This window comes from Ilumatobacter sp., assembly GCF_049588435.1.
GTDB lineage: Bacteria > Actinomycetota > Acidimicrobiia > Acidimicrobiales > Ilumatobacteraceae > Ilumatobacter_A.
This window is the reverse complement of record NZ_JBAVYV010000026.1, coordinates 1-12,652: the sequence shown is the minus strand read 5'-3', so window position 1 is coordinate 12,652 and position 12,652 is coordinate 1. Positions and strand designations below refer to the sequence as shown.

At 67.7% G+C, this 12,652-nt stretch carries 12 protein-coding genes; 9 read left to right on the top strand and 3 right to left on the bottom strand.

Features of this window, described 5'->3' with window-relative positions:
* The 3 genes from WBV89_RS00755 to WBV89_RS00745 form a co-directional block, all read left to right on the top strand.
* Nucleotides 1-377 (top strand): fructosamine kinase family protein (locus WBV89_RS00755; protein WP_423979432.1); only part of this gene is annotated, 377 nt, incomplete at its 5' end.
* Between the two features lie 50 nt (nt 378-427).
* Nucleotides 428-1,540, top strand: a complete 1,113-nt coding sequence (locus WBV89_RS00750; RefSeq protein WP_423979431.1) for a M24 family metallopeptidase — start codon at nt 428-430, stop codon at nt 1,538-1,540.
* A gap of 53 nt (nt 1,541-1,593) precedes the next feature.
* Nucleotides 1,594-2,967: a carotenoid oxygenase family protein gene (locus WBV89_RS00745; protein WP_423979430.1), complete on the top strand. Its 1,374-nt coding sequence runs from the start codon at nt 1,594-1,596 to the stop codon at nt 2,965-2,967.
* Nucleotides 2,968-3,003: 36 nt separating this feature from the next.
* Here WBV89_RS00745 and WBV89_RS00740 read toward each other — a convergent pair whose 3' ends face one another.
* A complete protein-coding gene (locus tag WBV89_RS00740) occupies nt 3,004-3,681 on the bottom strand; it encodes a hypothetical protein (protein ID WP_423979429.1) in 678 nt (225 codons plus the stop codon).
* 65 nt (nt 3,682-3,746) lie between these two features.
* Between WBV89_RS00740 and WBV89_RS00735 the strand changes: the two genes are divergently transcribed.
* Genes WBV89_RS00735 through ligD form a run of 3 tightly spaced genes read left to right on the top strand, consistent with a single transcriptional unit; the run spans nt 3,747 to nt 6,483 of the window.
* Nucleotides 3,747-4,634, top strand: a complete 888-nt coding sequence (locus WBV89_RS00735) for a hypothetical protein (protein WP_423979428.1) — start codon at nt 3,747-3,749, stop codon at nt 4,632-4,634.
* Between the two features lie 41 nt (nt 4,635-4,675).
* Complete coding sequence (locus WBV89_RS00730; RefSeq protein ID WP_423979427.1) at nt 4,676-5,581, top strand: Ku protein; 906 nt, start codon at nt 4,676-4,678, stop codon at nt 5,579-5,581.
* Entirely contained in the window at nt 5,578-6,483 is a 906-nt protein-coding gene (gene ligD, locus WBV89_RS00725; RefSeq protein ID WP_423979426.1) for a non-homologous end-joining DNA ligase, read from the top strand. Before WBV89_RS00730 ends, ligD begins: the two co-directional genes overlap by 4 nt.
* Before the next feature lies 1 nt (nt 6,484).
* On the opposite strand, the gene WBV89_RS00720 is transcribed toward ligD, so the two are convergent.
* Nucleotides 6,485-7,660, bottom strand: a complete 1,176-nt coding sequence (locus WBV89_RS00720; RefSeq protein WP_423979425.1) for a CaiB/BaiF CoA transferase family protein — start codon at nt 7,658-7,660, stop codon at nt 6,485-6,487.
* Between the two features lie 103 nt (nt 7,661-7,763).
* Here WBV89_RS00720 and WBV89_RS00715 point away from each other — a divergent pair, with 103 nt between their 5' ends.
* The 3 genes from WBV89_RS00715 to WBV89_RS00705 are packed head-to-tail and all read left to right on the top strand — an operon-like array spanning nt 7,764 to nt 10,981.
* On the top strand, nt 7,764-9,191 hold the full coding sequence (locus tag WBV89_RS00715; RefSeq protein WP_423979424.1) for a serine hydrolase domain-containing protein: 1,428 nt from the start codon (nt 7,764-7,766) through the stop codon (nt 9,189-9,191).
* 27 nt (nt 9,192-9,218) lie between these two features.
* Nucleotides 9,219-10,154: a CobW family GTP-binding protein gene (locus tag WBV89_RS00710; RefSeq protein WP_423979423.1), complete on the top strand. Its 936-nt coding sequence runs from the start codon at nt 9,219-9,221 to the stop codon at nt 10,152-10,154.
* A complete protein-coding gene (locus tag WBV89_RS00705; protein WP_423979422.1) occupies nt 10,154-10,981 on the top strand; it encodes a TauD/TfdA dioxygenase family protein in 828 nt (275 codons plus the stop codon). The genes WBV89_RS00710 and WBV89_RS00705 overlap by 1 nt, the downstream gene beginning before the upstream one ends.
* On the opposite strand, the gene WBV89_RS00700 is transcribed toward WBV89_RS00705, so the two are convergent.
* Nucleotides 10,970-12,637, bottom strand: coding sequence for an amidohydrolase (locus tag WBV89_RS00700; protein ID WP_423979421.1), 1,668 nt, complete (start codon nt 12,635-12,637; stop codon nt 10,970-10,972). The two genes, WBV89_RS00705 and WBV89_RS00700, sit on opposite strands and share 12 nt — an antisense overlap.
* Nucleotides 12,638-12,652: the final 15 nt, after the last annotated feature.

The following is a 12,652-nucleotide window of genomic DNA, read 5'->3' as shown; positions in this document are numbered from 1 at the left end:
GGACCGCGGTCGATCGGATCCGGGTTCTCGCCGCACGGCTCGCAGAGATCGGCGGGGCCGACGAACCACCCGCTCTGCTCCACGGTGACCTGTGGGCCGGCAACCGACTCGTCGACGGCCGTGGGACGAATTGGTTGATCGACCCGGCGGCGCACGGCGGCCACCGCGAGTTCGACCTCGCGATGATGGCGCTGTTCGGTGGATACGACCGACGATGCTGGTCGGCGTACGACGCCGAGTTCCGTCTCGCGGACGGATGGCTCGACCGGGTGCCGTTGCACCAACTAGCACCGCTCGTCGTCCACGCGATCAAGTTCGGAGGCGGCTACGCCACGGCGGTCGATCGCGCGCTCGATGCATGCGACCGGCTCGGCTGATCTCCACGCGTGTCGCGATCGACCGTGCCGGGCGGTGGCACACTGGAGCCATGAGCGCTCCGACTCTCGATACGTCCGTGTACCTCGAACGCGTGCGGCGGGTCCAGGCGGCGATGGACGAACACGACGTCGACGCTGCGCTGATCTCGGTCGGTCACGATCTCCCGTATCTGACCGGGTACACGGCGATGCCGCTCGAGCGACTGACGATGCTCGTGGTTCCCCGAGACGGTGACGCATCACTGCTGATCCCCGGCCTCGAAGCGGCCCGCGTGGCCGAACAGCCCGGCGTGTTCGACCTCGTTCCGTGGGGCGAGACCGATGATCCCACCGACATCGCCGCGCGCTTGGCCGGCGGTGCCCGTCGGATCGCGATCGGCGACCAGATGTGGGCGCGGTTCCTCGTCGAAATGCTCCCGCGTCTCCCCGGTGTCGAGTTCACCCGCGCCGTCGAGGTCGTCGGGGCGCTGCGGCGGACGAAGGATCAGGCCGAGATCGAAGCCCTGGCCGAAGCGGGTGCCGCCGTCGACCTGATCGCCGGCGAACTCCAGCGCGGTGAGATCCCGCTCGTGGGTCGCACCGAGGCCGAGGTGTCCGACCACCTCGGGCGGCGGATCATCGAGGAGGGCCACGAGAAGGTCAACTTCGCGATCGTGGCGGCCGGTGAGAACGCGTCGAGCCCGCATCATCACGCTGGAGACCGGGTGATCCGTGACAACGAGATCGTGCTGTGCGACTTCGGAGGAACGATGAACGGCTACTGCTCGGACACGACGCGCTGCGTGTTCACCGGCGAGATCGCCGCCGACGTCGCCGAGGCGTATGCCGTGCTGCACGAGGCCCAGGCCGCAGGTGTTGCGGCGGCGACGGTCGGCACACCGTGCGAGGACGTCGATCGTGCGACGCGCCGGGTGATCGCCGACGCCGGCTACGGCGAATTCTTCATCCACCGCACCGGTCACGGGATCGGACTCGAGGAGCACGAGGACCCCTACATCGTCGAGGGCAACGACCTTCCGCTCGACGTCGGTCACGCGTTCAGCATCGAGCCCGGGATCTACGTCCCCGGCAAGTGGGGCATGCGCCTCGAGGACATCGCCGTCGCAACGGTGGACGGCCCGGTGCTCCTCAACAACTCCGACCACGACCTCATCTCCGTCTGACCGACAACTTGTGCCTGGCACCAGTTGTCGGGCGGGCGTGGAAGAATTGGACCATGACGGCGCTCGACGAGACCCAGACCGATGTTCCCTTCTACATGAAGGGCAACTACGCGCCGGTGCGCGAGGAGATCGACGCGGTCGACCTCCCGGTCACCGGCGCGCTCCCGCCCGAACTGAACGGTCGGTTCTTCCGCAACGGCGCCAATCCGCCCGAAGGTGTGGTCCCCGCGCACTGGTTCGACGGCGACGGCATGCTCCACGGCATCCGGCTGCGCGACGGCAAGGCCGAGTGGTACCGCAACCGCTGGATCCGCACGAAGCTGTTGGCCGGCGGCGCGCGGATGGACCCCGAGACGTTCGAGTTCGACCTGTCCGCAGGACGGGCCAATACCCACGTGATGCGTCACGGTGGGAAGATCCTGGCGTTGGAGGAGGGGAGCTTCCCCCACGAGATCACCCCCGAACTCGACACGGTCGGCTCGGTGAACTTCGACGGCCGACTCGACACGCCGTTCACCGCGCATCCCCACGTGTGTGCCGAGACCGGTGAGATGCACTTCTTCGGCTACGGCTTGGTGACGGCGCCCTACGTGACGTATCACGTCGCCGACCGGTCCGGTCAGCTGATCCACTCGCAGCCGGTCGAGATCCCGAATCCCGTGATGATGCACGACTTCGCGGTGAGCCGGAACCACGCGATCTTCCTCGATCTCCCGGTCGTGTTCGACCTCGACGTCGCGCTCAGCGGCCAGGGGATGCCGTTCCTGTGGCGACCCGACAACGGGTCACGGATCGGACTGATCGATCGTCGCAAGCTCGGAAGCGGGACGCCGGTCGAGCCGCGCTGGTTCGAGATCGACACCTGTTACGTGTTCCACATCGTCAATGCGTGGGAGGAGGACGACGGCAACGTGGTCGTCCTCGACGCCGGGCGGCACCAGGCGATGTGGGCCGACGGTCCCGATTCGTTCGAACCGTGCTATCTCTGGCGCTGGCGATTCGACCTGCGCACGGGTGCGGTCACCGAGGAACAGCTCGATGACAGCGACCATGCGTTCCCGCGCATCGACGACCGTCGGACAGGGCTGGCCAATCGCTACAGCTGGGCGGTCGCCGGGCGCCCCGATGAACCGCCGGTCACCGATGCCGCGACGGGCGTGCGGAAGTACGACGTCACGAGCGGTGCGTCCACGTTCCACGACTTCGGTCCCGGTCGGTCGACGTCCGAGCCGGTCTTCGTCCCGGCGAGCGAGTCCGCCGCCGAGGACGAGGGTTGGGTGCTGTCGTTCGTCTACGACAAGGCCGACCAGTCCTCGACGTTCACCGTGCTCGACGCCTCGAACATGGCGGCCGATCCGGTCGCGACGATCGCGATCCCGCAGCGCGTACCCCACGGTTTCCACGGTTCCTGGATCCCCGACGAATGAAATGCGCGTCGGTGCCTGGCACCGACGCGCATGTGGTCAAGTGGAGAAGGCGGTCGTGTCGGGTTCGGGGGAGTAGGCGGTCAGCTCGATCGTGACGTCGGCGCCCACGAACTCAGCGAGCGCGCCCGACGCCAGGACGCAGAAGGTCTTCGTGCCGCCGGCCACGGCGATGTCGACGCACTCGGCGTCCTGACCGGCGATCGACTCGGTGTACGCGACCGGATCGCCGATTCGGCGGGCCGCGTCGGCCCGCAGGCGTTGAGCGAACGCCGGGCCGTAGAACGTGTGCGGGAGCTGGGTGTCGCTGATGCGCGCGTCGTTCAACGCCGCCTCGCACTCGTCGGTGTCGAGGTCGCACGTGCGCTCGTCGGATCCGTCGACGATGAACTGCACGGAACGTTCGTCGTTGTCGATGGTGATCGACCGCCGGTCGTCGGCGGCCTGGACCACGGTGCCCGTCGACGACACCATGTTGAAGTTCGTCTCGATCGAGTACTCGGCGGTGAACTCGGAATCGTCGATCGAGTCGAACAGGTCGAGCACGGAGTCGATCTCGGCGTTGCCCGTGCTGGTCGGCGGAAGACCGTCCTCGTCGTCGAAGCTCGGCCGTTCCCCCGTGAAGCACCCGCCGAGGAGCACCCCGGCCACGACGACCACCAGCACGGGCCGGAGCCGACGTGGTCGTCGATGGGAAGCGGCCCGAGAAACGCTCATCAGACGGTCGAGGCTACGACCGCGAACCCGGATCGACCCGGTCGTTCGCCGTTACCCTGCCGGGCGTGATCAGACTCGAGGCAGCCACGGTTCTGCTCCAGTGGGCGACGGGCGGGATGCTGTTCTGCTGGTTCACGACGCGCCGTCGCGTGATCGGCGTCGGCTACGGATGGCTGTTGCGCGGCGTGTATCTCTGCTTCGCCCTGGGGGCGCTCGCTGCCGGAATCGCGTTCGGTGTGAACCCGGTGCGCGAAGCCTCCTCGGCCGGTGTGGCCGTCGCCTGCCTGATCGCACTCGTGGTGTCGGTCGTTCGGCGCGAGGCTGGCGTCTCGGGTCAGCAGGCGGAGTTCGACCGTCGCTCCGAGCGTGTCGCCGCAATGACCGGAATCGACCGCCAGGTGGGCAACGGAGTCGCCGGTGACGACGACATCGACGGCGCTCCGTCCTCCGGCCCCGAGTTCAACCCGATTCTCGACCTCGTCCCCGCGCTGATCGGAGCGGTCGGACTGGTGGCGGCCTCGCTCGACGCGGGTGGCAACACCGCGGTGGCGCTGCTCAGGACACTGATCGGTGCTGCGTTCATCGGTGCGGTGAGCGACGCGATGTTGCTCGGCCACTGGTACCTCGTCCAGCCGGGGCTGCCACGCAAACTGCTCAACGAGATGGTCAACGCGCTCGCCTGGCTCTGGCCGCTCGAGGTCGCGGCGTTGATGCTCCCGGTCGGGATGGCCAGCGTGTGGGTCGGCACCGTCGACGACGGCTGGGGCGGTCTGCTCGGATGGATGTGGGCGATGTGCGCGCTGACGACGATCGTGCTGATCTTCGTGACCAAGGCGGCGTTGCGGGAGCGGTACTACTCGGCGGTGATGGCGGCCACCGGTCTGCTCTACCTGGCGATCCTCACCGGTTTCGGGACCGACATCGTCGCCCGCGCCGTCCTCGACCAGTCCTGATCCGTCTCGTTTTCGGGCCGTGGCTGTGACATGCTTCGGGCATGGCACGGCCTGTGTGGAGTGGAACGATCTCGTTCGGATTGGTGGCGATCCCGGTCAAGCTGTTCCACGCCGTGCGCCGCAAGTCGGTGTCGTTCAATCAGCTCGATGAGCGCAACCTGGCACGGATCCGGTACCGCAAGGTGAATGCCGAGACCGGTGAAGAGGTCTCCGAGGAGCACATCGTCAAGGGCTACGAGGTGAGCAAGGGCCGCTACGTCGTCGTCGACCCCGATGAGCTCGAGACGTTCATGCCGGCGGTCACCAAGACGATCGAGCTGGAGGAGTTCGTCGACCTCGACCAGATCGATCCGGTCTACTTCGACACCGCCTACCACCTCGCTCCCGATGCGAACGCCAAGCCGTACGCGCTGCTCGCCCAGGCGATGGAGGCATCCGGCAAGGTCGGGATCGGACGTTTCGTGATGCGCAACAAGCAGTACACCGCAGCGATTCGCGCCGAGGAGGGCCGGATGGTGATGTCATCGCTCGCGTATGCCGACGAGGTGGTCGACCCGCACGAGATCGAGGAACTGGCGGCGCTCGACGATGTGGAGGTCAGTGACAAGGAGGTGCTGATGGCCGAGTCGCTGGTGCAGTCATTGAGCGCCGACTTCGAACCGGCGAAATACCACGATGAGTACCGCGAGCAGGTGATGACCCTCATCGAGATGCGCGCCGACGGTGCCGAGATCACCACGCCGAAGGTCGAGGCCGATGCACCGAAGGTGATCGACATCATGGCGGCGCTCGAGGCGAGCGTTGCGGCGGCCAAGGCGAGTCGCGAGAACCATCCGACGAGCGGTTCCACGGCGAAGAAGTCGAGTGCCAAGGGGCGGACGAGCAAGAAGAAGGCGGCGACGAAGAAGGCCGCCGCCAAGAAGCGGGCGACCAAGAAGTCGGCGTGAGTTCCGACACGGTCATCGAGATCGAGGGCAAGCAGGTCAAGCTCACCAACCTCGACAAGGTGCTGTATCCGTCAGGGTTCACGAAGGCCGAGGTGATCGACTTCTTCGTGCGCGTGGCGCCGATCGCGACCCGACACCTGGCGGGGCGGTGCATCACGTTCCGCCGGTATCCGGACGGCTCCGATTCCGACGGGTTCTTCGAGAAGCGGTGCAACCGGTACCGGCCGGACTGGGTGCCCGTGTCGCTCGGACCGGGCGATCGGCGGGGCGGAATCGACTACTGCCGGGTCGAGGACACGGCCACGATGGCGTGGGCGGCGAACCTGGCCGCGCTCGAGCTGCACGCCCCGATGGCACTCGCCGCCGATCTCGACACCCCGCGTACCCTGGTGTTCGACTTCGATCCGGGGCCGGACACCTCGATCGTCGAGTGCTGCCGGGTGGCCTCGGCGACGCGGGCCGTGCTCGATGCGGTCGACCTGCGCGGATGGTGCAAGACGTCGGGTTCGAAAGGCCTGCAGATGTACGTTCCGCTGAACACGCCCGGTGCGACGCACCACGGTGCAGCGGACTTCGCGCTGGCGGTCGGCCAGGTCCTCGAACGCCAGCTCGACGGCGCCGTCACGACCGTGATGGCCAAGGCGGAGCGGCCCGGCAAGGTCTTCGTCGACTGGAGCCAGAACGCCCATCACAAGACGACGATCGCTCCCTACTCGCTGCGCGCCCGCAGCCGACCGACCGTGTCGACGCCGGTCACCTGGGACGAAGTCCAGGCGTGTGCCGACGGGGATGACCCGCTCGTCTTCGAAGCGGGGGACGTCCTCGACCGGATCGAACAACACGGTGACCTCTTCGCCCCCGTGCTCACCGTCGAGCAGTCGTTGCCGGCGCCGAAATCCTGAATCAGGCGATGACGCCGCGCGAGCGGAGGTCGGCCGCATCGAAACCGAGTTCGGCGGCGATCTCATCCGAGTGCTCCCCGTGCCCCGGGGCCGGCCTGGCGATCTGCTGCGGCGTGCCGTCGAGTCGGGCCGCGGGTCGCGGTTCACGGATCCGCCCGGCCAGCGGGTGGTCGCTCTCGACGAACACCTCGTTGTTCACGACCTGTGGATCGACCGGCAGATCGTCGAGGCTGTTGATCCTCGACGCGGGCACGTCGTGCTGCTGCGATCGTTCGACGAACTCGGCGAGCGTGCACTCCGCAGCAGCGGCCGCGATCGTCGCCACCATCTCGTTGATGTTCGCCATGCGCGACGGTGTGTCGGCGAAGCGGGCGTCCTGGGCGATGTCGGGACGGCCGTAGGTCGCGCACAGTGCCGTGAACTCGTCGTCCGTCACCGCGGCGGCGCTGGCGAAACCGTCGGACAGGCGGGTCACGGCATAGTTCGAGGCGATCGTCGGCTGACGTGCGACGTCGTCATCCAGCAGGACCGCGTCCATGCCCGAATCGGGCCACATGAATGCGATCGCTGCGTCGATCATCGCGAGCTCGATGTGTTGACCCCCGGCTTTCCCGGTGGCACGGGCGAACAGAGCGGCCGTGATCGCCTGGGCAGCGGTGTACGCCGTCGCCTTGTCGCACAGGAGTGTGCGGAACATCGCCGGTTCACCCGTGGCGGGGTCGGCCTGGATGCTGGCCAGACCGGATGCCGCCTGGATCACGTTGTCGTAGACGCGTCGCCCGCTGTTCGGTCCCGTGGATCCGTAGCCGGAGATCGACGTGTAGATCACGTCGGGATTGATCTCGCGCACGTCGGCGTAGCCGAGGCCGAGGCGGTCCATCGCTCCCGGGCGAAAATTCTGGATCACGACGTCGGCGTTCTGCAGCAATCGGCGGACGACGTCGCGGCCGTCGTTCGACTTCAGGTCGACGACGAGCGATCGCTTGCCACGGTTGTTGTTGGCGAAGATGCCGGTCATCCCGTTCTTCGACGATCCGAGCAACCGCATGATGTCGCCGAAGCCGGGGTTCTCGACCTTGACGACGTCGGCGCCCTGATCGGCGAGCATCATCGCGGCGAGCGGGCCGGAGATCATGACCGAGAAGTCGACTACCTGCACATCGTCGAGTGGCCCCATCGGTGCATCGTGGCAGGTCGACGTCGGCGCGTGGCGAGACGGAGTCCGTGAGTTCGGGCCCATGCCGCACGCCGGGGTGACAGCCGGGTCATCATGGTCCGTCATGAAATCGCTGTGTGGATGCGTCCTCGTCGCCGCGCTCATCGCGCTGGCGGCGTGCTCCTCCGACGCGACCTCCTCCGTCGATCCGACGACGCGATCTGCGGGCTCAGCCGACACGGTGGTGAGTACGGCGACCCGGGGCACGGTCGGATCGACTTCGGCGCTCGCGACATCGACGACGGTCGAGCCGGATCCGACGAACGACGAGCGCAGCGCGTCGGACACCGCGACCGAGCCGGACGATGCGGATGATGCGGACCCAGCGGACGACGCGGATCCAGCGGAGGGCGACGCCATCGAGGAGCCTTCGTTCGAACTCGGACCGGACATCGTTCTCGACGTCGACGTGGCTCGCTTTCCCGTCGACGATGCCGGTCAGGGCGGCGTTCCGGCGAATGCTCCGGACGAGTCGGTCGGCGGTTCGCCGCCGGTTCTGTCGACCGGGTGGGCGGGGTTCGACGCAGCGCTCGAATCGTCGTTGATCCGTCCGGGGAACACCGCCGCCTCGGTCGCCGTCCTGATCGACGGAGACGTCGTGCACAGCGCCGCATTCGGCGAACGCGACCCTGCATCCGGCGATCCCGCCGAGGCCGAGGACCGGTTCCGGATCGCGAGCATCTCGAAGACGATCACGGCGATCGTTGCCCTGCAGTTGGTCGAGGACGGCGTGATCGGACTCGACGACCCGATCGGTCAGTCGGTCGCCGACCACATCGGCGCCGGCGCGGTGGGCAGCTCGGCGAACCTCACGCTGCGCCAACTCCTGACCCACCGTTCGGGGTTCGGAAAGTTCGACACGGCGTTCTTCCGAGGAGGTTCGGCGGATTGTCCCGAGGCAGCGCGGCAAGGCCTCGCGAGCGGCGCCTCCGGCGGTGGATACACCTACAGCAACATGAACTACTGCGTGGCCGGGCTCGCCATCGAGGCGTTGACCGGTCTCACCTACGAGCAGGCCGTGTACGAGAACCTGTTGACCCCGCTCGGCATCTCGGGCATGCGCCTCGCTCCGACGTTCGACCCGGGTCCGGGCGAGACCCAGCACGTCACCACCCCGGGGCGCAACTACATGGAGACCCTCGGCGCGGCGGGCGCATGGGTCGCGAGTCCGACCGATCTCGTGACGATCATGGATTCGTTGGACCGTTCGACGCCTGGGTTCAAGCCACTCGACGACCTGGCGTTGCTCGAGATGATCACACCCTTCGGTGGGCAGCTCGGTCAGCGTGGCTACGGCTACGGGATGATCGCGTACGGTCTCGGGCGGTTCGGCCACACCGGCACGATCGAGTCGACCCACGCGATGCTGCTCAACCGTGGTGACGGGGTCACCTGGGCGGTCACGGTCGCCGGGCAGACGCCGAGCCCGACGACCGACCTCGAACGGATCGTCAACTCCGCATTCGCTGCCGGAGGGTTCGTGGCGGGCTGACGAGCGGCGCATCCGTACGATCGGGTGATGGGAAGTCTCGGAGAACCGACTCCGATCACCGTCATCGGCGGGTACCTCGGCGGCGGCAAGACGACGCTGGTGAACTCGGTGATCCACCGCGCCGCCGGTCGTCGGCTCGGGATCGTCGTCAACGACTTCGGTGACCTCGCCGTGGATGCCGGTCTGCTGCACTCCGCCGACCGCGTCGTCAACCTCGCGAACGGTTGCGTGTGCTGCACCCTCGGCGACGATCTGCGATCGACCCTCGAGGAACTCTCGGCGATCGAACCGCCGCTGGATCACATCGTGATCGAGGCGAGCGGGGTCGCCGATCCGACGACTGCAGCTGCGTGGGGCACCGTCCCCGGATTCGCGCCGGGTGGCATCCTCGTCGTGGCCGCGGCGGACTCGGTGATGCGCAGCGCGCGTGACCGGTACGTCGGTGGCGAGGTACGACGCCAGCTGGTGGGCGCCGATCTCGTCGTCGTGACCAAGGACGACCTGTGCGACCCGGCCGAGACCGAGCGAGTCGTGACCTGGATCGGTACCCAGACGGACGCGCCGACCGTTCGGACCCAGCACGGCGAGATCGCCCTCGACCTCGTGCTCGGGCCCGGCACCCGCCCGTCGGGTTCCGACGTCCAGCGATCGCGGGATGCGCCCCATGACCTCGACGGAGGCGAGTACATCACCTGGTCGGCCTTCACCGAGGTGGTGGCCGCAGACGACCTCGACGGGTTCCTGTCGAACCTGCCCGACGGCGTCCTGCGAATGAAGGGTGTCGTCGACGTCCGTGGCAGGTCGGGCGCGGTCTCGGCGCGCCTCGTCCAGGTCGTCGGTCGGACCGTCGCGATCACCGACGTCGCGGGATCGGGCGAACGCGGACTCGAGGCGATCGGGGTCGCCGGGGTGCTCGACCCGGTGTCGCTGCAGTCGCGGGCGAAGGAGTATCTTCGCGCCTGATGATGACCGTGGAGCGTGTGTCTCCGGCGCTGGGCGCCGAGGTGACCGGGCTGCGCCTCGTCGATGCCGACGACGACGCGGTCGAGGCCCTCTACGCCGCGCTGATCGCGCACCAGGTGTTGTTCCTTCCCGACCAGCACCTCGCACCCATCGAACACGCGGCGTTCGCTCGACGGTGCGGCGAGCTCGGAGCGCGTCACCACTCGTACGTCACGCACCCCGACAGTGACGACGTCGTGGTGCTCGACTGGCAGCCCGGACAGCGTCCCGACGCGTCGGAGTGGCACAGCGACATGAGCTTCACGGCGGAGCCGCCCTTCGCGTCGATTCTCCAAGCGGTGCAGGTTCCACCCGTCGGTGGCGACACCCTGTGGGCGAGCATGTACGCGGTCCACGACTGTCTCGATCCGGGTTTCCGCCGCGACCTGGAGGCGCTGTCGGCCACCCACGACCCCGGCGCGTTCCGCAACGGACCGTACGTGTCGGGTGGCACCGGTGCGATGAACGAGATGTTGTCGACGGTCGGCTCGGCCGTGTGGCCGGTGATCTCGCACCATCCGGTGAGCGGTCGCCCGTACGTCAACGTGAGCGAGTCGAACACCCGCTGGATCATCGGGCTCGGCGCCGCCGAGAGCGCGCGCATCCTGACGATGCTGTTCGACATCGTGAATCGACCCGACCACCAGGTGCGACTGCGATGGCGGCCCGGGATGATCGCGATCTGGGACAACCGCGCGACGCAGCACTACGCGGTCAGCGACTATCCGAACGATCGTCGGATCATGCATCGCGTGGTCGTGGCTCGCGACACCCGATCAGCCGTCTGAGCCCGGGTGCGGACGTCCCGCGACCACGGTGCCCCACACCTCGATGTCCTTGATCGCCATCGGATCCACCTCGAGCGGGTCGTCTCCTAGCACGGTGAAATCGGCGGCCTTTCCGCACTCGATCGAGCCGAACTCCGCGTCGAGGTGGAGTTGGTAGGCCGAACCCAGCGTCACGGCGCGCAGTGCCGACTCGGCGGAGATCCGTTCGTCGGGTCCGAGCACCCGTCCCGAGGGGGTCACCCGGTTCACGGCGCACCACATCGTGTGCAGATGCCCGAGCGGGGTGACGTTGGCATCGGAGTGCATCGAGAACGACACGCCTTCGCGCTCGGCGGTCCGGCAGGCCTCCATCCGGCGGGCACGCTCGGGACCGACGGTGATGTCATGGTGTTGGTCACCCCAGTACCAGATGTGATTGGTGAAGATGTTCGCGCACATCCCGAGCTTCGCCATCCGGCGGTACTGCGCGGCCGTGGTCAGCTGGCAGTGTTGGACCGTGTGGCGGTGATCGAGCCACGGTCGTTCGAGGACCAACTGTTCGACCGTGTCGATCCAGAGGTCGATCGTGAGGTCGCCGTTGCAGTGGGTGTGGATGTTGATGCCGCGCTCGTGGAACGGTCGACACATCGCGAGCAGCTGCTCGGGAGCGGTCATCCAGACCCCGTGATCGGTCCCGCTGTAGTAGCCCGGCCACCCCATCTTGGCGGTGAAGCCCTGGATCGATCCGTCGAGGAGTACCTTCAGCCCGGCGGTCCGCAACTTGTCGGTGTCGTCGGCGGCGAGCGCGACGATCGCGTCCGCAGCCTCGGACCAATCCGTCGCCCCCGGTGGCAGCGCTGCCATGTGACGCTGGAGGATCCGCGCGGGGAACTCCGGGCGGTCGACGGTGGTGCGCCAGAGTTGCTGTGAGTCCGGCCGTTGGAGCCCGGCCGACGCGAGGTCGGCGAGCATCGTGATCCCCTGGTCGGCGCAGATCCGGCCGAGCGCCTCGATCGACGCCGGGTCGTTCATCGCCTGGAGGATCCGGAGGAGCGCCGAGGAGGCCAGCGACATCGCCGGGATCTCCTGCAGTTCCCCGTTCGGCTCCCCGTTCGCGTCACGGGCGACGCCGACGGTCGTCGACTCGCGGGTGATCGAGTGCGCCTCGAGCATCGCCGAGTTCACCGTCGCCAGATGGGCGCTGGCATGGAAGACGAAGATCGGTCGGTCGGTTCCGACCTCGTCGAGATGCAGACGGGTGAGCCGTTCCTCGTCGCGGAAGTAGATCGGGTCGAAGCCTCCCACCACGAGCGGGTCCGTGGCGCCTGCACCGACGTTGCGCATCTCCTGATCGAGTTCGGCGATGCGCTCGATCAAGGCGTCGTAGCTGCGGATGCCACGCGCGGTCCCGCCGAGTCGGTGGCGATCGAACCAGCCGACATAGGGCAACAGTGCAAACGCCCCCTCCAGGCTGTGCGCGTGGGCCTCGATCATCCCGGGGACCAACACGAGGTCCTCGAAACGACGGTCGATCTCGTGCGCACCCCAGGACGCGCACTCTTCGATCGATCCGGCAGCAAGGATGCGGCCATCGCGGACGGCGACCGCCTCGACCAGGGGTTGCGACGGGTCCATCGTGACGATCCGGCGGGCGGGAAACACGGTGGTATCGGCCATCGCCCGAACGTACAC